The organism is Bacillus sp. Medicinal_06 (assembly GCF_056711665.1).
The window spans coordinates 310811-329215 of sequence record NZ_JBWYHD010000005.1; the positions used below are offsets into that span (position 1 = coordinate 310811).

The window sequence follows — 18405 nt, forward strand, 5'->3', positions numbered from 1 at the left end:
CTTTCACATTCATACTTTTTACAAGAAAAGGACATTCTACAAGTAAGATATTCATTATTGATTATTAATATTATTAATACATCAACGTGAGTTATGTTAAGTTTTTGTAAACTTTTCGATAAAATGTTTTAAAAAACGACAGTTTTTTGTTAGAATTGACTAGCCAATATATTTTACATATATTACTTTTGTGGGGGTAACAATAATGGTCTTTAAATCTAAAAAAGATAAATTTTCTGAAATGTTAATGAATGTTTCTGAAAATTTAAAAGAAAGCGCGCAATTTTTCGTGGAGTATAAAATTAAAAATGCTAGCGATTTAAAAGAATTTTCTATGCGCATGAAAGAATATGAGTCAAAAGGTGACTCATTTATTCACGAAATCATTATGGAGCTAAACAAAGCGTTTATTACTCCTATCGAACGTGAAGACATCCTGCAACTTGCAATGAGCATGGATGATGTACTAGACGGATTAGATCACAGTGCAGGTTTATTCGAAATGTATTCTATTACAGAGGCAGATGAATACATGATTAAATTTGTGGAAGCAATCAATCAATGTGCGATTGAGATTGCAAATTCCGTTGAACTTATGTCGAATAAGAAATTAGTAGACATTCGCACAAATGCAATTAAAATTAAGGATTACGAATCACAGTGTGATGATATCCGTCGCCATGCCATTAAGCACTTATTCTCTCGTGAAAAAGATCCAATTAAGATCATTCAATTCAAAGAGATTTATGAAGAGCTAGAAGAAGTAGCTGATAGCTGTCAAAGCGTTGCAAACGTATTAGAAACAATTATTATGAAGAACGCGTAAGGAGTTTGATCATGGATACACTCTTGATACTGACTGTTTTAGTAGTCATTTGCGCTTTAGCTTTTGACTTTATTAACGGATTTCACGATACAGCAAACGCGATTGCAACAGCTGTTTCGACGAAAGCTCTAAAGCCTAGACATGCAATTATTATGGCAGCTATTATGAACTTTTTAGGTGCAATGACATTTACAGGTGTAGCAAAAACGATTACAAAAGATATCGTTGACCCATTTTCCTTACCAAATGGTTCTCTTGTAATTTTAGCTGCTTTGCTTGCGGCAATAGCTTGGAATTTGATTACTTGGTACTATGGTATTCCAAGTAGTTCTTCGCATGCAATCATTGGTTCAATCGCAGGTGCAGCAATTGCTGCTGCTGGTTTTAGCTCGTTAAATTTTAAAGGGTTCATAAAAATCCTTGAAGCTTTAATCATTTCACCAATCGTCGCTTTTGTTATTGGTTATATCGTATACAGTATTTTTAAAGTAGTCTTTAAAAACTTTAACTTAACGAAAACGAACAAAAACTTCCGTATATTCCAGGTTTTCACTGCAGCATTACAAGCTTATACACATGGTACGAATGATGCACAAAAAGCAATGGGAATCATTACGATGGCTCTTATGGCAAATAACTATCATACTTCTAGCGATATCCCGTTCTGGGTACAATTATCTTGTGCAATCGCAATGGGGCTTGGTACTTCTGTCGGTGGATGGAAAATTATTAAGACTGTTGGTGGACAAATTATGAAAATTCGCCCTGTAAACGGAGTAGCAGCTGATTTATCATCATCTCTTGTAATTTTCGGGGCAACATTCATTCACTTACCGGTTAGTACAACGCACGTTATCTCTTCTTCTATTTTAGGGGTAGGTGCTTCACATCGTGTAAAAGGTGTAAAATGGGGAACTGCAAAGCGCATGTTAATTACATGGGTAATTACACTTCCAATTTCAGCTTCTTTGGCTGCTTTATTCTATTACCTATTACATTTAATTTTCTAATTAAAAGTCGTCTTCCTTATTTTTCTAGGAAGACGACTTTTTTGTGAACAATCCTATTTCTCTAGAAAAAGTGTGTATAATAAATGTTGTACTAGTTATACAGAGGAGTTGGCAATTTTGGAATACATCATGTTACTTTTTATTGGATTAATCGCAGGAACAGTCGGAAGCCTAGTAGGACTTGGCGGGGGGATTATCATTGTACCTTTACTGATTGGACTGCATAGTTTATCACCACAACTCGCAGTTGGAACATCAATGGTGACCGTCGTTTTCACCGGTCTCTCCTCTACTCTTACTTATCTGAAACATAAGCGAGTAGATTATAAAAGTGGACTTATTTTATTTATAGGGAGCGGTCCTGGGGGTATTATTGGATCGTGGGCAAACAAATTTTTGAATCAAGATTCTTTCTCTTTATACTTTGGAATTTTCCTTATTTTTGTCTCAATTCTTCTCTTGTTGCGCGATAAATTGAAACCTCTTTCCCTCTCAAATACAACTGTTATTAAGCGTTCTTTCACAGATGCTGAAGGTAATACTGTTCATTATCAATTTCCACCGTTTCTTTCAATTATTATCGCATTTGTAGTTGGGTTCATATCTGGATTATTTGGAATTGGTGGCGGAGCCTTGCTCGTTCCAGCAATGATGCTTCTTTTTGCATTCCCTGCGCAAATTGCTGTTGCAACTTCCATGTTTATTGTCTTTTTATCAGCAATTGTAAGTTCTTTGACTCATATTTCTCTTGGAAATGTTAGCTGGATTTATGCATTAATTCTTATTCCAGGCGCTTGGATTGGCGGGAAAATTGGAGCTTTCATTAATACAAAATTAAGCGGTAATGCAATTATTAATTTATTACGTATTACATTAATCATTCTTGGAACTAGATTAATTATTACTTCATTTCTATAACGCGTTCTTTTTAGAATGCGTTTTTTATACGCAAGAATATAAAAATGTTCCTAACACGACACATAATACTGCGCACACACATAACAACATTAAGTTGGAGATATATAATTTATTCAAGCTGATCACTCCTATAGCTGTGACTGTTATCCCTATAATAGCGAAAAAAGAGACATTCTGCCGTTACAAAGTGCTAACAATGCAAAAGCAATTATTACAAATCTCATCCATTTATTACATGAATTCGTATAATCTATCGATTCAACAAAAAAAGATGTCATATTGACATCTTTCTAATGAAGGAGTGACCACCCCATAAAATCTTCATGTACTTGACGTGCTCGCTTATCATTTCTATCATACAATTCAGCGTAGCTATCCGTTTCTTCATCATAAGCCATTGTATAGATAATTTGACCGTCTATTTCAACTGATAGAACGACTCCACCCTTCATCTCTTCTACATGTATGATGGCATTAGCTGGAATCCTCATATCAGTCATCTTCGCATCTAACAATATACTAAACCCCCTACAGCGTATTCATTGCTAGCACTATTACACACTAAATAGTATACTACTGTAATAGCATACATTTCGTCAATATAATTGCTGTTTTGTAGGCTTTTCTTCTTTTAATATGTATACACACATATATCAGTAAAATGAACAAATAGGAACACGTAAACGAGGTGCTAACATTGATTCTACATAAAGGGGATATATTATTTCGTCAAGGTGAAGATGGACCTTTATACTTTATTAAAACGGGTCTATTAAAAGTCGTTCGATTACAGGAAGATGGAACACCATTTTTATTTAACATTATCGTTCCTGGTGAGACAATCCCTCACCACTCTTTAATTTCACCGAAAGAGTATCATGGTACAGCAATTGCTTTAATTAAAACAGAGGTCGAACCTATTATAGGAACTACATGGTACGAAAAATTACAAGCGAATCCAGAGTTATATGCGAATGTCGCTCTGCAGCTGCAAACAAAATTACGCATGATGCAACAGCGAATCGATCAATTAACAACTGTTTCTCCAAAAGAACGTCTCCATCGTTTGCAAGAGTGGTTCTCACTGTATTTAGATGGAATTCCTATCTATGAGATCTTAACACAAACAGAAATTGGACAACTTATCGGCGTACGCCGTGAAACAGTAAATCGCTTGTTACGAGAACAAATAAAAAACGAGGCGAACTAACACCTCGTTTTTTATTTACCTTATGCTAAGCTTGCTGCCGGTCCGAAAAATTCATAATGAATGTGTTCAGGCGAAACTTCCCATTCTACTAAAGTCTTATTAATATGCTTCATAAATGGTACCGGACCGCAGAAATAAAAGTCCGCTTCATTTGTAGGAATAATTGATTGTAACCAATCTAAATCAACAAAACCTTCTTTATCAAAGTTTTTCGCTTGTAAATCTTGTTCTGTTGGTGAAGAGTAACAAGTGTATACTTCTACTTGTTCATAATCTTTCTCTATCTGCTGCACGTGCTCTTTCATCGCATGCACGTTGCTATTTAATGCTGCATGAATAAAGTATACCTTACGATTTGAAGTTTGCTTAACCAATGTATTTAACATGCTCATCATTGGCGTGATACCAACGCCACCACTGATTAATACAATTGGTAAGTTTGAATCCATATTTAACACAAAGTCCCCTGCTGGTGCACTTAGTGGCAATATATCTCCCTCTCGAACATAATCGTGTAAATAATTAGATACCTTTCCATCCGGTGTCTCTGCAGCTGTCTCCCGTTTCACACTAATACGATAGTAGCCTTTTCCAGGAGCGTCCGATAAACTATATTGACGATTATGTGTATACGTTTCACCGTTTATATTTATTTGAACCGTTACATACTGACCTGGTAAGAATGAAGATAACTCCTCTCCATCTTCTGGTTTTAAATAGAACGATGTAATCACATCGCTTTCTTTATCTTTCTTCACAACGACAAAGTTACGGAAATCTTTCCAACCGCCTTCTTTTTTTGCCGCTTCTTCATACATTTCTGCTTCGATGCTAATAAACGCATCCGCAATTACACCATACGCTTCTCCCCAAGCATCTAACACTTCTTGTGGTGCTTCTGCAACTTCTTTAATTGCTTGTAGTAAACATTTTCCGACAATTGGATAGTGTTCTGCTTTAATTCCTAAACTTCTATGTTTATGACCAATTTGTTTTACAACAGGAATAATAGTTTCTAAATTATCAATATACGTTGCTGCGGCATACACTGCACTTGCTAATGCCTGTTGCTGTCTTCCTATTTTCTGATTTGTATGGTTAAAAATATTTAATAACTCAGGATGTTCTGAGAACATAATTTGATAAAATCGAGTTGTAATTTCAACACCTTTTTCTTGTAGTAATGGTACTGTTGATTTTACAATTTCAATTGTTTTTTCACTTAACATTATATCCCACTCCTCTATTTCCTTGTATATTGTTATTGTAAACGAAGCCAAAATGGAAGGTTGTGATTTTAATCACTATAAACATGGTGTTTTTGTGAAAAATGTATGAACGATTTAAATTTGACCTTCATTACGTACACTAGTGAGACACTGATTTAATGCTCACCTTATATACTTTCCTATCTTTCCCAAAAGAAAATAAGCTAACCAATATCTTAGCTAGCTTATTACTAAGTTTGCAAAATTTGTTCAATCACTTTTACATCTTTTCCATTTCCAAACTCTGTATACCCCCATATATTTGTTTCACCCGTATATTTATTTACTAAAATATCCAAGTCGTGGTAAACACGATGAGCATACACTACATATTCAATCTTCCGAACTTCTATGCCCTTTTTCAATATCTCATAGCTTCTCCTTACATCTCGCTTTATCTTTTCATCTTTTATTTCCCTATGTATATCTTTTAAAGACGGTTCTTGTTTTTGAAACCACTGCACGAGATGGTTCCAATCCCCTTCTGTATATCTCTCAGCTTTTCCATAATTTAAGAGGTTGTTATAATCTTCGTGTGTCGTGCGGATGAATTGCAATACTTTTTTCTTTTCTTCTACATCTTCTACTTGCGGCAGTGCAGATATTCCAACAGGTTTACTTGCATAATGTAACAATACTCTCATTAAACTATAGCTTGTAATGCCCATCACAATCACAATTCCAAGTATCGCCCACACTCTCTTCATGTACCAAGCTCCTTTTCTACTATGAATGTTACATCTATTTCTATATGCCGTTATATTTGTAACATTCTCTTGTAGAAGAAAAATTCCTGTATAAATTCTTCGGACCATTTCGACACTGTTTTTCTACACATTTCGCTGCGGCAAATATTCTTGTAAAACTGAATATCCTTCATAAGCAGTGTAACCGAGTATCGCAAGTAAACCAATATAACAAGCAAACACCGTCCACCTTGTTTTAGCATCTACTTTATAATAATCTTCTTGTTGTTTCTTTTCTTTTTCCCATTCGTTCATTTTTCTTTCTGAGACTTCTAAAGCTTCTCTTATCCGAATGAAATATTCTTCTTTTTCATCTTCATATGGTACATAGTCAAGCGGTTCAAACTTTGGTAGTACGTACTCCAACACTTCAATCTTTTGACGCTCTCCTACTTCTAGTTGCTTCTCTTTTTCTTTTTGCTTTAACAGCTTCATTTCATGATGGATCATATAGAGCGTTCGATGAACAGCTTCTGTTTCCTCTTGTTCTTCTTGAAGTTTCGCAAGATAAACTCTCATCACATCTACTTTATATCCCAATTCTTCAATTGGTTTATTTCGCTTCATCACCCGATAGAGCTCCATACAACCAATTATAAAGATGAACCCACCCATGATACTCTTAAAGAAAATAGAATATCCAAGTAATACAGCGAGACCTAACATCCAAATTTTTGTACTTACAACAGAAATAATTCGTCCCCCGTCTAGCGGAGAAACTGGAATCAAGTTAAAAAAGTTCAACATACTTCCAAGTAAAATAACAAGAGCCCAAAATGGTTCCTTTGTTATCATATAGAGCGGAATTGCTGGTAAAAATGATAACAAACCAAAAAGAGGGCCCATATAAGCAAGGTAAGCCTCATCCTTTGCGTTTTTTGGCATCTCTTTCATTCCAATAAGAGCACCCATAAACGGAATAAAGATTGCTGGAGACGTAGGTATACCTTTTCGTTTCGCTGCCCACAAATGCCCCATTTCATGAACAAAAAGCAGATAAATCAGTGCTACACCAAATTTCCATCCATATATAGCCGCATATGCCCCAAGTGATAATAGCATACTAAATACGGTTGAAAATTTTGCGAGTTTAAAAATCGCAAATACCCATTTCAACTTAGAAAGCAAAAATATGCCCACGGCCGCTACAATTCCCCATAATCCTTTTGTATTATTTTTCATACCTCTCTCCTTCATCTTTTTTTCTCTATTATGCCATATTTTTTTCTTTTATTGGAAATCACGTTTATTTCATCCAATTTTAGCCAAAACTAATAACGAAAGGAGGTAGAAAAGAAATGACATTACAATCCTTTATGATTAGCACCCTTTCCTTTTTGGCTTCGTCATTAATCTTTTATACCGTTGGCTATGCCTTACTATTCGATTTGTTACCAAAGCATCTATTTATTATTCTTATTATTCTTTCTGCTCTTATGATTTCCTATCTTATTACGCGAAAATCACTAAATGAGCCATCTACAAAAACAAAATAATAGAGTGAACCTTTTCGGTTCACTCTATTATCATTTCCTAGGAAAGAGTTTCGCTATCTTTGTAAATTCATTTTTTCACCATAATCTTTTACAATTTGAATAATATTTTGAAATGCACCTACTTTTTCTTTTTTATGATTCAATACTTGTAAATCATAATTATCATAGTAAGTTTCTAATGCTTTTATTTGAGAAGCTGATGCATTCTCTATTGGTACAACAATATTCACTTCATATTGTTTATACCCCTCTTTCACTTTCTCACCTTTCATTATTTCACTTGTTTTCTTTCCAATCACTTGTTGTATTTTAGTAGGAAAAATCAACTGAAAATAGTACTCTCTTTCTTTTTCTAATATTTTATATAAAGAATCCGAAATCGTATAAAATACTGTATAATTTATGTTCTTTTCATTTGTTTTAATATGAAAAGCGGTAATTTGCAAATCCTTTTTTGTCACTTCTGTTAATACATTCACTTTTGTATCATCACTTGTTGATTTAGGAACAAGTGGGAGTATAGATAAAAGTTGTTCTGTATCAGATTTTGTAAGCATATACGTACCTTTTTCATCTTGTAACCAACCTTTCCGATCTTCTCCTCTTAACCATGCACGATATGTTTTCTTCTTTCCGTTGTTCTCAATTTGAATTTCGTACTCTGGCTCTCCAAAACTCCCTGTTATTTGTTGTTTTTCAGCATTATCCAGAATATTCACTATCCTCTTCGCTTCCTCTTGTTTGAAAACCTTTTCGACCTTTCCTTTCTGCATAATTGTTACTTGTATACTTTCCTGCATAGAATTCACCGTCTCTTCTACTTGTTTTTTCTCCTTTTTTTGTTCAACTTGGCTACACGATACTAATAAAAAAATAAATATCATTACCAAACATTTTCTGCTCACTCCGAATCCTCCTATCTAGCACAATAAGAAAAACTTATTGTTACCCAAAATGAAACAAAAACGTTATGTATGATGAAATGAGTTATACTAAAAACGAAGGGAGGTTTTCATATGTCCATTAATTTTCATGACGCGAACAATAAGTACACCTACGCTACACGAAAAGCAGATTTTTCTTGGTGTGAAATGATTCGAAATATTATTGATATAAGTGGTAAAAACATAATTGATATTGGCTGCGGTGGTGGTATTTATACGAAAGAACTGGCTCTTATGGGAGCTAACAATGTCGTTGGCTTCGATTTTTCCGAAAAGATGTTGCAAGCAGCAGCAGAAAATTGCACTTCCATCCAAAATATCTCATTCATTCACGGTGATGCCCACCATATGCCATTTACTAATGAAACTTTTGATGTTGTCATTTCTCGTGCTGTTATCCATCATTTACAAGACATCCCGAAATTTTTGCAAGAGGCCTCACGTATCTTAAAGAAAAATGGGATACTTATTCTTCAAGATCGCACCATCGAAGATTGTACAATTCCTGGAAGTCCAGAACATATTCGTGGATATTTTTTCTCCGTCTATCCTAAGCTCATTCAAATAGAGGAAAAACGAAGACCGAAAGCAACGCATATACAGCAATTAATAGCACAAAACGGTATGCATCCACTTCCCCTTCAAACAATATGGGAAGTTCGAAAAATCCATGATTCTATTGAAGCATTGCTACAAGATTTATCACCACGAACAGGTCGATCTATTTTATACGAATTAACGGATAATGAACTTTCTCAGCTTCTACATCATATTCATACTGAGCTACACAACATAGCTCCAATTATCGAACAAGATCGCTGGACCATTTGGAGTGCCACAAAATCTGAAGAAAGCCCCACATAATTTTGTGAGGCTTCTTTCATAACCTAATTTTGCAACACTCTTGATATCCTCCACTTCTGGCCTGTGCACTTCCACATTTGGAACATACTAAATATCTAGATTGACTTGTCAACAAACTTCCTTTTTGAAAGAGTAACACCTCTGCTTGTTTAAACGAACGCGAATAATATAACCATATGAAACCACAAATTACTATAATTCCAAACAATACACCCATCGCAAGCATTTCCGTCACCTCTTCTTGGTTTGTTCTTTCCAGCAAGTGGATTGTAGTATTATTCTCTATTGATAAAAAAGATTCCTGCCTTTCCGCTTCAAATTGTCATATTTATCAAAAAAATTTACATTTCCTCTATACTTTTACGTACTTTTTATAAAAGATTCCCTCCCACTCCTCATACAATAAAGTGAAACTTCAGCAATGCAGGTTTTCTCCAGCTCCCATCTAAATTTTTAAGCATTTTATATAAATCCGTTTTGATTTGCTGGCATATAAATCGCTGCTATGAAAAAAACAAAAAAACCATACTCATTTTCTCCTTTTTTCACTTCGTACGGGGCAAGAAAAGAATGGTTTCATGTCGTTTTTTAATTTACATATTTGCTCCCCATCGGCGCACGAGAAACACGCGATCAACCAGTAAAATCTACACCCTAAAATAAGTTTAATAGAGGGGTGTTAATATGAACTATTTTCTATTACTCCCTTTTCTTATCAAACTGATTTTTTTCGCTCTATTCTCTTTTTGGATGAAGCTTCTTCCATTAACTCCTATGTACATCAACTACAAAAGAAAGGTATTCATGCATTTGTTATTCTTGCCCACCTTGGTGGTAATACAACAGGCGGTAACACAAACGGAGCTTTAGCTGATTTAGCAAATGGGAGAGATAAATTTACAACTTTTAAAACAGGAAGAAATCGTACTGAATATCCGACAGATCAAGAAGCTTTTGCCAATTATATTCGCTCTATTTCTCATATAGATACATTTCCTCAAAATTTTATTCAAAAAATCTATTGACTTTATTAAAAAAACATGTGAAAATACTTTCAGAATACTTGAACAAAATTCATTGACGAGAACGAGTACGTTATAAAGCTGTTCCCCAGAGAGTTGGTATTTTGCTGAAAGCCAATGTTCAGTGCGTAACCGAAAATCATCTCCGAGAAGTAGAACCGAACGATGTAGTAAGTTCTTACCGGTCGTCCCCCGTTACAAGGAACACGTATCATGTTGTACGTTGTAAAGCCGCATGCATATAGATGTATTTCTACATGTATGAACTAGGGTGGTATCGCGGGTAAATATAACTCGTCCCTTTATTAAGGGGCGAGTTTTTTGTGTTCTTACAAATGAATTTTTATAAAAAGGAGGAAAACAATGAACACTGTATCAAAAAAACATGTTTTTTCCACAGGTCTTATGCTATTTTCTTTATTTTTTGGAGCAGGTAATTTAATTTTCCCTCCAATGCTTGGACAAAATGCTGGTGAGCACTTTTGGTCAGCAATGCTTGGCTTTTTACTAACAGGGGTTGGTCTACCTCTATTAACTGTTATTGCCATCTCTCTTTCAGGAAATGGAATGCAGCAGCTTGCAAGTCATGCCCATCCAATGTTCGGAATCTTCTTTACAGTTGTTGTCTATATTGCCATTGGTCCGTCGATGGGAATTCCGCGTGTCGCTAACGTCGCTTACGAAATGGGTGTTAGTTCTTTTTTACCAGAAGAAGTTCGTGCTAGCGGATTCACATTATTGATTTATACAATCATTTTCTTTGCCATTGTATATTGGCTCAGCTTAAACCCTTCTAAACTAGTGGATCGCATTGGAAATGTGTTAACACCTATTTTATTATTTTCTATTTTCGTATTATTTGTAAAAAGTGTCTTTACACCACTAGGACAATCCGGTCCAGCAATGCAAGAGTATCAAACTTCTCCAATTTTCAAAGGATTTATGGAAGGATATTTAACAATGGATACAATTTCGGCTCTTGCATTTGGAATTATCGTCGTGAATGCAATCCGCTCAAAAGGTGTAAAAGATCGCAAGGCAGTTGCAATCGCAACGACAAAAGCAGGGCTAATTGCAGCTACAGGGCTCGTTCTTGTATACGGAGCACTTGGATGGCTAGGTGTAACGAGTGTTTCACTTGGGTATGCAAAAAATGGCGGACAATTACTTACAGTTATCGTTCAACAATTATTTGGTCCATATGGCCTTTCCTTATTAGCACTCATCGTTACACTTGCTTGTTTAACAACATGCGTTGGACTTGTATCTGCATGTAGCCAATATTTCTCAACTTTATTTACAAAATTTTCATACAAAAATCTAGCAGGCACCATTTGTGCATTAGGACTTCTAGTAGCAAACCTAGGCTTAACAAAAATCATTGCAATCTCTGTACCGATCTTACTAGTGGTATATCCAATCGCTATCGTGCTCGTGCTATTATCACTACTTCATAAGTACTTCGGTGGTTATCGTTCTGTTTATGTTGGCTCTTTAATTGGAGCTGCAGTCGTAAGTATATTTGATGGATTAAAACAAGGGAATATGCCAGTGACATTCATTACTTCTTACTTTGAATTTATTCCATTCTATAACGAAGGAATCGGTTGGGTCTTACCTGCACTAGCTGGTGCAATCATCGGTCTTGTAGTCGCTAAGTTAAAAGGTACAAAACCAGTACCATTAATGGAAACCCCTTCTAAACCTAAAGTATCCTAATGTAAAAAAACTCCCATTTAAGGGAGTTTTTTTACTTGATAAGAATTATGATTAAAACTACTTACTTTATATGCTTTTGTATAATACTCAAGGTTCGTATCAACTGTTTCTACTTTTACAACATCATAACATTCTATTTGTTTTACTAAAAATAAATAATATTCTTCTGTCGCTTCAATGATTGCTATACAATCTGTTTCAATATCATACTGCTCCTGAAGTGCTTGCAATGCATTCACGTAATTCTCTAACTTTTCTTTTTTACTCTTTTCAAATATTGTTTGAACTAACATACACTCTCCCCCTTTGTATGTAGTGTTTCTAACTAAATGATAACGCTTTCAAATAAATGCGTCAATAAAGAAAACTTCCACTAATGAAACAAGTCATCTCCAGTGGAAGTTCCATCTTATTTCGTTAATTGGTGTCTAAACGCATAAATAACCGCCTGCGTACGATCACTTACATTCAATTTATTTAATATATTACTTACATGTGTCTTCACAGTTTTTAGTGCAATAAATAGTTCATCTGCAATTTCTTGATTACTTTTTCCCTCTGCAATTAATAATAAAATTTCAGACTCTCGTTCCGTTAAATCTTCATGAAGCGGTTGTTCTTTCTTTTGGCGCATACGAGACATCATTTTCCCAGTAACTTTCGGCTCTAGCACCGTTTCCCCATCATAAGTCGCCCTCACTGCATCAGCAATATCACTTGCTCTTGATGTTTTTAATAAATAACTTGTTGCCCCAGCTTCGATGACAGGATACAGCTTTTCATCGTCTAAAAAGCTTGTCACGACTACAATTTTTGCTTCTGGCCATTTTTGAATAATAGCACGCGTTGCCTCAACACCATCCATTTCATCCATAACAAGGTCCATTAAAATAATATCTGGCTTTAGTGCTAATGCTAATTCTGAACCTTTTCTTCCATTTTCGGCTTCTCCAACCACTTCAATATCCGGTTGAGTCGATAAATAGGCGGATACACCCATCCGAACCATTTCATGATCATCAACAAGCAATACTTTAATCATGATGTTCCTCCCCTCTCTCTATCATAATTGGCACTTTTACTTCAATTTGCGTGCCTTTATTCGGAAAACTAAGTACTTTTAATGTTCCTCCAATTTCATGAACACGTTCTTGAATAGATCTTAAGCCATATGACCCTGCCTTATTAACACCTACTTCAAATCCAACACCATCATCAATTATCTTTAAAATAGCATATTGGTCAATTTGGCGAAGACGTACTTCTGTTTTCTTTGCTTTTGCATGTCGTAATGTATTAGACAACGCCTCTTGTACAATACGGAATAAATGATCTTCCACACCTTTTTTTAATTGAATCGGTTCAATCAACCATTCTATTTTCATATGTTGTTTTCTAGAAAGTTCTGTTAACAGTTCTTCTATGCCTTCTGTTAATTTTTTACCTTCTAATTGTACAGGACGTAAATGCAAAAGTAATGCTCTCATTTCCGATTGCGCATTTACAACCATATTTTCCACAAGTTGCAATTGCTTTTTCGTTGTTTCTGGCATATGATCTACCTGTTCATTAATCGCTGACATCATCATAGACATTGCAAAAAGCTGCTGACTCACTGAATCATGCAGTTCCCTTGCTAGTCGATGCCTTTCTTGTGAAATCGCTTCTTGTCTCATTTCTTCATTCCAATGAGCTCGTTCATTCGTTACTTTTTGAAATAGCCCAGCCTGTTCCTCTAATCTTCGAGCAAGCGCAATTACTTTTCGCTCTACTTCATGAAATTCATCTTCTGCAGTAAACGAAACATCCTTTGGGAAATTCCCACGCTCTACTTCAAACAAGAAAGTATTCAAGCCTTGAATACGCTGCTGCATATAATAACCAATCGCATACCCTACAATTCCACCCATAAGAAGACTTGTACTGATAATTAACAAGCCAATTGGAACAGAAGCAATGGATTCTTTCCATAATAAATCATATACACCTTGCCCGCTTTTCCATACATATACAACTGTACAAATAAGTGCAATACTAACAGAAGATAACATAGAATAACGAATATACATCCATGAAATATTTCCTTGCTTTTTCATTATACTTTCCTCACTTCCGTATCGCCTACGACAAGCGAAGAAATAATTTTAATACGTCGAGGAGCTTCTTTATACTGTTCTGTCTTAAACGTAACATTTCGATTAAAACCTGTTTCTTCATGACCCGGAAGCAAAACTCTCCCCATGATGACAGAATGGTTTAAAGATAGTTCAATATCATATGGAACATACAAACGAATGTTACCAATAACGCCACGAATAACAATGACCGTTTCCCCTTCTGGAATCATTGCCGTCGTCAAATCGATTTCAACATCACCGACTCCATACTGGACATTAATATCTTCTAACTCATAAATATGATCCATCATTCTTATGTTACCAACCATTATATTTTTAAGGTATGGTTCTGTGCGATAGATTTGCTTTTCTTCATCTATATATCCTTTTTCCTTAATTTCTACTTGTATCGCTTTGGGCTTCTGCTGTCCTTGAATAAGCTGATAACCAATGAAAGCTAAGCAAGCAAATACAACGAGTACGAAGGCCGCTGATGAAAACAGGAAGAATAAAAAAACAATCCCCCCGACAAATAAAAATACATTCCCTCTCACATAACGATTCTTTTTTCGATAGTGCCTTCCGAACATGATCATAATAAACGCAAAAATAAGAGCTCCTGGTTCAAAATGCCCGAGAACCATATCAAGAAAAAGACCAAATCCAAATATGATGAGGAGCATCCCCACTAGTTGTGATTTTGAAAATTGTTTCTTCATTTCAGCTCCCCCCTTCTTGTTACATATAAATAGAAGAAAAAGGTATTGCCTGCCAACACCTTTTCTTCTATCACTATATCATAAGCTCGTTTTATAATATACTACAATTATTTTATTACTTCTTTGTCTAAAGATACTTCATTTTTTTCTTTCATTTCACGCTCAAGTTTTGCAATTTTCATATCAAATGTATCACGCTCATGATCTTCATTCATGCGAAGCTCTAAATCACGAATGTGATCTTCAATTTCTTCAAAACGCAAGAACGGATTATTCTCATCCATTTTATGAAGAGCTGTATTCATACGACGGTTTGCATGTGCCATATTTTCGCGAGCCATTAATTCCATGCGCTTTGCATTCATTTCTTTTAGTTTATTCTTCATTTCAGAAAGACGACGTTCTAACTCATCAATTTGCTCCACTACACCTGCATACATTTCTTCTAGACGAGCGACTTGCCCTTCATAATATGCTACTTCTTCTAATGCACGTTCATGCAATTGCATTTCTCCTGCTTCTTGTGCAATTATCGCCTGCTTTGAGCGCTTATTTACGAAATAACGAGCCTGCTCAAGTTCACGGGAAAAGTTAGATTTTAATGTTTTATGACGCTGAATTAATTTTTCAATTTTTGTTACTTCACGCTCACTATCACGTAAATATTGATTTAACATAGCAATTGGATTTTTTCTTTCTTTCTCATCTAATACATTATGAAAATCTGCTAAAATTGCATCGCGTACACGTCCGAATAAAGATTGTTTCATTCTAATCTTCCTCTCTTCTACTTTATGATTTAAATTATTTTATATTAGTTTTTCATTAACTTGTTCCACTCATCTTCAAAGTTGCTATATGGCTTAGAAGCTTCTGAAGCAGCATCCACTACTACATCTTTTTCTTTTTTCCACTCACGGTATCCGTAGTATAGAACGACTAACGCTGCAACACCGATTAGTGCTGGGGAATGAGAAAGGGCAATTGACAAGCCGATTAAACCGGCAATACCCCAAGCTAACTTTCCAAAAAATGATTGTGCTCGCACAAATGATTTATAGCTCCAGTACGCAATTCCTGCTCCAATTGCGAATCCTACAATACCAGCAAGACTACCAAGAGCAATTAAAGCCAAAATACCGGCTGCGATAAACGCTAGAAATTGTTTCATCTTGTGCTTGCCTCCCTTCGATTTGATACTCTTATCTTAACTATTTTTTCGTTTTTCCATAACGAGCTTAAGAACCGTTTTCTAATCAGACTTAAGACCTATTCCAAGTCAGCCTTATATGAAGGTGAATGTAAAGAAAAAGGATGTCTTATATAAGACATCCTTTTTCTTTATGCTGTTTTATGATATTGCTTTTTTTTTGCTACTTTTGAAAATCGTGGAAATCCTATTAAGATAGAAACTACACCACAAATTCCAACTAAAATTGGATAGAACGCATATGGTAATAATTCAACCGGTGACAATGCTGCAAATCCTGCTGCCGTTAACATTTGAGCACCGTATGGAACTAATCCTTGTACAGAGCATGAGAAAAGATCTAACACACTCGCTGATTTTCGTGGATCAATTTCATATTGATCAGCAATATTTTTTGCAAGCGGACCAGTAAAAATAATAGAAATCGTATTATTCGCAGTACACACATTCGTCAAACTTACTAAACCAGCAATTCCAAATTCAGCACCTTTTTTCGAACGAATACTACGTGTTAATGTATTCATTAAATATTGAATACCGCCATTATATTGAATAATTTCAACCATTCCACCGATTAAAATTGCCAGTAATACAAGCTCCATCATTCCACTTATTCCTGTTGTAACACTTTTAAAGAAGCTAGCTAATGTGTAGCTCCCATCAATAAGACCAATAAGTCCTGATAGAACTGTTCCACCTGCTAACACAACGAGCACATTCCACCCAAGTAAAGCTGTAACAAGCACACCCGCATACGGCAATATTTTCACCCAGTCAAATGTATGAGCTTTGATTTCTGTATGGTTTCCTACTGTAAGGAAAACCAATAATACAATTGTAATAATTGCGGCTGGTAAAACGATTAAAAAATTTGTTTTAAATTTATCTTTCATTTCCGTTCCTTGCGAACGAACAGCTGCAATTGTCGTATCAGAAATAAATGATAGATTGTCACCAAACATCGCTCCACCAACAACTGTTGCCATCGTTAACGCAATAGAAATATCTGTTTGCTGGCTAATCCCTACTGCAATTGGAGCTAGCGCTGCAATTGTCCCCATGGAAGTTCCCATCGCTAATGAAATAAAGGCCCCTATAACAAAAATGCCTGCAACAATAAATCCTTGCGGTAAAATAGATAGCGCTAAATTAACTGTAGAGTCAACCCCGCCCATTCCTTTTGCTGTTTCAGAAAACGCACCCGCAAGTACAAAAATCAACACCATAATCATAATATCCGGATTACCAGCCCCTTTGGCAAACCGTTCTACTTTTGATGTAAAGCTTTCTTTTCTATTCATCACTAATGCAGTCCCTACAGCAATTAAAATAGCTACAAGTATCGGCAATTTATAAAAATCCCCTGTAATAATTCCAGAGCCAATAAATAGCGCTAAGAATATTCCAAGCGGTAATAATGCTAAGCCATTTCCCTTCGTTTGTTTCAAAATAACATCTCTCCCTAGTTCTAAACCTTTTCTATCTTATAACAAAAGACCTCTTCCCAAAAGAAGAGGTCTTATACATCTATAAGAAACACTCTCCTCATCTATCAAGCACATGCTTGCTGGATTTGGCACAGCACTCTGTTGTGAGTCCGCTGCCGAGGCATCGTAGGGCCAGTCCCTCCGCCTCTCTTTATAAGAAGGTTTCATATTTTATTTTTAATAATAATTTCTTCCCTAACTTTACTCGCTTACTAATAAAAAGTCAATTATTATTTGCATGAAAATATTTTACATTTTTTGATATTTATACAAAACCATGAAATAAAATAAGCAATCTATAAGAAAAAATACTCATTTTAATTTTTGAATTTCCCTTTCTAAAATTTCGATCCAAAAAAACTTTTTCTTTTCAATTGTTGTAATAATCCACTTAGCTGTATCCCAAGCTACATGATATTCTTCTTTAGAAATATCTCCAGCTACATATGCTTCCTCTAACTCATCTGCATCCAATACATATACATCACCATTAGGTAATAACACCACATCTAAATAGAGATCATCGAAATATGGCATGCCTCTCTCATCTACTTTATAATCTTTGGCCACATCAATATAAAACTGCACTAACTTCTTCTTTTCATTTAACATAGCTGTAATCGCAAAGTTCTTATCATTTATAAAATACTGCATCCATGTGTACCCATCATTTACAATACAAAGTTTTTGATTATTATATTGCTTATAGCTAGGCTCTTTCACTTTTTGCATATGCAGCACACCTAACATTCCTTGCTCAATTGTCTTCACTTCATATGTTTTCTCTATTAACCGTTCCCAAGTAGAGCCATCGCCATATTTTCGTTTCATGATTCCCAACTCCTTTTC

Annotated in this window: 22 protein-coding genes, 1 riboswitch and 1 other annotated feature; of the genes, 8 read left to right on the plus strand and 14 right to left on the minus strand. The window is 35.3% G+C overall.

What is annotated here, in order from left to right; all coding sequences use genetic code 11:
• Positions 1 to 205 precede the first annotated feature (205 nt).
• The 3 genes from AC1M36_RS14510 (at position 206) to AC1M36_RS14520 (ending at position 2754) form a co-directional block, all read left to right on the plus strand.
• Positions 206 to 826 carry a DUF47 domain-containing protein gene (locus tag AC1M36_RS14510; RefSeq protein ID WP_479845982.1) on the plus strand — a complete coding sequence of 207 codons (621 nt, stop codon included), beginning with the start codon at positions 206 to 208 and terminating at the stop codon, positions 824 to 826.
• Positions 827 to 837: 11 nt separating this feature from the next.
• A complete protein-coding gene (locus tag AC1M36_RS14515; RefSeq protein ID WP_336451732.1) occupies positions 838 to 1836 on the plus strand; it encodes an inorganic phosphate transporter in 999 nt (332 codons plus the stop codon).
• 117 nt (positions 1837 to 1953) lie between these two features.
• The gene (locus AC1M36_RS14520; protein ID WP_336451731.1) at positions 1954 to 2754 is read left to right on the plus strand and encodes a sulfite exporter TauE/SafE family protein; all 801 of its coding nucleotides are present in this window, start codon (positions 1954 to 1956) and stop codon (positions 2752 to 2754) included.
• A 290-nt stretch (positions 2755 to 3044) separates the two neighbouring features.
• On the opposite strand, the gene AC1M36_RS14525 is transcribed toward AC1M36_RS14520, so the two are convergent.
• Complete coding sequence (locus tag AC1M36_RS14525) at positions 3045 to 3269, minus strand: hypothetical protein (RefSeq protein WP_336451730.1); 225 nt, start codon at positions 3267 to 3269, stop codon at positions 3045 to 3047.
• A 182-nt stretch (positions 3270 to 3451) separates the two neighbouring features.
• Here AC1M36_RS14525 and AC1M36_RS14530 point away from each other — a divergent pair, with 182 nt between their 5' ends.
• The gene (locus AC1M36_RS14530) at positions 3452 to 3964 is read left to right on the plus strand and encodes a Crp/Fnr family transcriptional regulator (RefSeq protein WP_479845983.1); all 513 of its coding nucleotides are present in this window, start codon (positions 3452 to 3454) and stop codon (positions 3962 to 3964) included.
• Between the two features lie 20 nt (positions 3965 to 3984).
• Here AC1M36_RS14530 and hmpA read toward each other — a convergent pair whose 3' ends face one another.
• The 3 genes from hmpA to AC1M36_RS14545 all read right to left on the minus strand — a co-directional run bounded on the left by hmpA (position 3985) and on the right by AC1M36_RS14545 (position 7160).
• Positions 3985 to 5193, minus strand: a complete 1209-nt coding sequence (gene hmpA, locus AC1M36_RS14535; protein ID WP_336451728.1) for an NO-inducible flavohemoprotein — start codon at positions 5191 to 5193, stop codon at positions 3985 to 3987.
• Positions 5194 to 5423: 230 nt separating this feature from the next.
• Complete coding sequence (locus AC1M36_RS14540) at positions 5424 to 5939, minus strand: hypothetical protein (protein ID WP_336451727.1); 516 nt, start codon at positions 5937 to 5939, stop codon at positions 5424 to 5426.
• A 123-nt stretch (positions 5940 to 6062) separates the two neighbouring features.
• Entirely contained in the window at positions 6063 to 7160 is a 1098-nt protein-coding gene (locus AC1M36_RS14545; protein ID WP_479845984.1) for a site-2 protease family protein, read from the minus strand.
• Between the two features lie 116 nt (positions 7161 to 7276).
• Between AC1M36_RS14545 and AC1M36_RS14550 the strand changes: the two genes are divergently transcribed.
• Positions 7277 to 7474 (plus strand): hypothetical protein, encoded by a 198-nt coding sequence (locus tag AC1M36_RS14550; protein ID WP_336451725.1) that lies wholly within the window; start codon positions 7277 to 7279, stop codon positions 7472 to 7474.
• A 53-nt stretch (positions 7475 to 7527) separates the two neighbouring features.
• On the opposite strand, the gene AC1M36_RS14555 is transcribed toward AC1M36_RS14550, so the two are convergent.
• Entirely contained in the window at positions 7528 to 8379 is an 852-nt protein-coding gene (locus tag AC1M36_RS14555) for a YhfM domain-containing protein (protein ID WP_336451724.1), read from the minus strand.
• Positions 8380 to 8490: 111 nt separating this feature from the next.
• Between AC1M36_RS14555 and AC1M36_RS14560 the strand changes: the two genes are divergently transcribed.
• Entirely contained in the window at positions 8491 to 9282 is a 792-nt protein-coding gene (locus AC1M36_RS14560) for a class I SAM-dependent methyltransferase (protein WP_336451723.1), read from the plus strand.
• Between the two features lie 16 nt (positions 9283 to 9298).
• Here AC1M36_RS14560 and AC1M36_RS14565 read toward each other — a convergent pair whose 3' ends face one another.
• Entirely contained in the window at positions 9299 to 9508 is a 210-nt protein-coding gene (locus AC1M36_RS14565) for a hypothetical protein (RefSeq protein ID WP_098339222.1), read from the minus strand.
• A 520-nt stretch (positions 9509 to 10028) separates the two neighbouring features.
• On the opposite strand from AC1M36_RS14565, the gene AC1M36_RS14570 reads away from it, so the two are divergent.
• A complete protein-coding gene (locus AC1M36_RS14570) occupies positions 10029 to 10307 on the plus strand; it encodes a hypothetical protein (RefSeq protein ID WP_336451722.1) in 279 nt (92 codons plus the stop codon).
• A gap of 43 nt (positions 10308 to 10350) precedes the next feature.
• Positions 10351 to 10609 (plus strand) — a binding site (T-box leader).
• 58 nt (positions 10610 to 10667) lie between these two features.
• Entirely contained in the window at positions 10668 to 12023 is a 1356-nt protein-coding gene (gene brnQ3 / locus AC1M36_RS14575) for a branched-chain amino acid transport system II carrier protein BrnQ3 (protein WP_336451721.1), read from the plus strand.
• Between the two features lie 17 nt (positions 12024 to 12040).
• On the opposite strand, the gene AC1M36_RS14580 is transcribed toward brnQ3, so the two are convergent.
• The 8 genes from AC1M36_RS14580 to AC1M36_RS14615 form a co-directional block, all read right to left on the minus strand.
• On the minus strand, positions 12041 to 12316 hold the full coding sequence (locus AC1M36_RS14580; protein ID WP_479845985.1) for a DUF3992 domain-containing protein: 276 nt from the start codon (positions 12314 to 12316) through the stop codon (positions 12041 to 12043).
• Between the two features lie 116 nt (positions 12317 to 12432).
• Entirely contained in the window at positions 12433 to 13065 is a 633-nt protein-coding gene (locus tag AC1M36_RS14585) for a response regulator transcription factor (RefSeq protein WP_336451719.1), read from the minus strand.
• A complete protein-coding gene (locus tag AC1M36_RS14590) occupies positions 13058 to 14119 on the minus strand; it encodes a sensor histidine kinase (protein ID WP_336451718.1) in 1062 nt (353 codons plus the stop codon). The genes AC1M36_RS14585 and AC1M36_RS14590 overlap by 8 nt, the downstream gene beginning before the upstream one ends.
• Entirely contained in the window at positions 14119 to 14859 is a 741-nt protein-coding gene (gene liaF, locus AC1M36_RS14595; RefSeq protein ID WP_336451717.1) for a cell wall-active antibiotics response protein LiaF, read from the minus strand. The genes AC1M36_RS14590 and liaF overlap by 1 nt, the downstream gene beginning before the upstream one ends.
• Positions 14860 to 14966: 107 nt before the next feature.
• Entirely contained in the window at positions 14967 to 15629 is a 663-nt protein-coding gene (locus AC1M36_RS14600) for a PspA/IM30 family protein (protein WP_479845986.1), read from the minus strand.
• 44 nt (positions 15630 to 15673) lie between these two features.
• Complete coding sequence (locus tag AC1M36_RS14605; RefSeq protein ID WP_479845987.1) at positions 15674 to 16030, minus strand: lmo0954 family membrane protein; 357 nt, start codon at positions 16028 to 16030, stop codon at positions 15674 to 15676.
• A 170-nt stretch (positions 16031 to 16200) separates the two neighbouring features.
• The gene (locus AC1M36_RS14610; protein ID WP_336452655.1) at positions 16201 to 17517 is read right to left on the minus strand and encodes a Na+/H+ antiporter NhaC family protein; all 1317 of its coding nucleotides are present in this window, start codon (positions 17515 to 17517) and stop codon (positions 16201 to 16203) included.
• Between the two features lie 94 nt (positions 17518 to 17611).
• Positions 17612 to 17716: riboswitch (SAM riboswitch) on the minus strand.
• Between the two features lie 152 nt (positions 17717 to 17868).
• Positions 17869 to 18387, minus strand: a complete 519-nt coding sequence (locus tag AC1M36_RS14615) for a ribonuclease FAU-1 family protein (protein ID WP_336452656.1) — start codon at positions 18385 to 18387, stop codon at positions 17869 to 17871.
• Positions 18388 to 18405: the final 18 nt, after the last annotated feature.

What these genes read in the sequence shown, in the direction of transcription:
- AC1M36_RS14510 (WP_479845982.1), top strand. Translation starts at nt 206, where the DNA reads ATGGTCTTTAAATCTAAAAAAGATAAATTTTCTGAAATGTTAATGAAT.
- AC1M36_RS14515 (WP_336451732.1), top strand. Translation starts at nt 838, where the DNA reads ATGGATACACTCTTGATACTGACTGTTTTAGTAGTCATTTGCGCTTTA.
- hmpA (WP_336451728.1), bottom strand. Translation starts at nt 5,193, where the DNA reads ATGTTAAGTGAAAAAACAATTGAAATTGTAAAATCAACAGTACCATTA.
- AC1M36_RS14540 (WP_336451727.1), bottom strand. Translation starts at nt 5,939, where the DNA reads ATGAAGAGAGTGTGGGCGATACTTGGAATTGTGATTGTGATGGGCATT.
- AC1M36_RS14545 (WP_479845984.1), bottom strand. Translation starts at nt 7,160, where the DNA reads ATGAAAAATAATACAAAAGGATTATGGGGAATTGTAGCGGCCGTGGGC.
- AC1M36_RS14550 (WP_336451725.1), top strand. Translation starts at nt 7,277, where the DNA reads ATGACATTACAATCCTTTATGATTAGCACCCTTTCCTTTTTGGCTTCG.
- AC1M36_RS14560 (WP_336451723.1), top strand. Translation starts at nt 8,491, where the DNA reads ATGTCCATTAATTTTCATGACGCGAACAATAAGTACACCTACGCTACA.
- AC1M36_RS14565 (WP_098339222.1), bottom strand. Translation starts at nt 9,508, where the DNA reads ATGCTTGCGATGGGTGTATTGTTTGGAATTATAGTAATTTGTGGTTTC.
- brnQ3 (WP_336451721.1), top strand. Translation starts at nt 10,668, where the DNA reads ATGAACACTGTATCAAAAAAACATGTTTTTTCCACAGGTCTTATGCTA.
- AC1M36_RS14580 (WP_479845985.1), bottom strand. Translation starts at nt 12,316, where the DNA reads ATGTTAGTTCAAACAATATTTGAAAAGAGTAAAAAAGAAAAGTTAGAG.
- AC1M36_RS14585 (WP_336451719.1), bottom strand. Translation starts at nt 13,065, where the DNA reads ATGATTAAAGTATTGCTTGTTGATGATCATGAAATGGTTCGGATGGGT.
- AC1M36_RS14590 (WP_336451718.1), bottom strand. Translation starts at nt 14,119, where the DNA reads ATGAAAAAGCAAGGAAATATTTCATGGATGTATATTCGTTATTCTATG.
- liaF (WP_336451717.1), bottom strand. Translation starts at nt 14,859, where the DNA reads ATGAAGAAACAATTTTCAAAATCACAACTAGTGGGGATGCTCCTCATC.
- AC1M36_RS14600 (WP_479845986.1), bottom strand. Translation starts at nt 15,629, where the DNA reads ATGAAACAATCTTTATTCGGACGTGTACGCGATGCAATTTTAGCAGAT.
- AC1M36_RS14605 (WP_479845987.1), bottom strand. Translation starts at nt 16,030, where the DNA reads ATGAAACAATTTCTAGCGTTTATCGCAGCCGGTATTTTGGCTTTAATT.
- AC1M36_RS14615 (WP_336452656.1), bottom strand. Translation starts at nt 18,387, where the DNA reads ATGAAACGAAAATATGGCGATGGCTCTACTTGGGAACGGTTAATAGAG.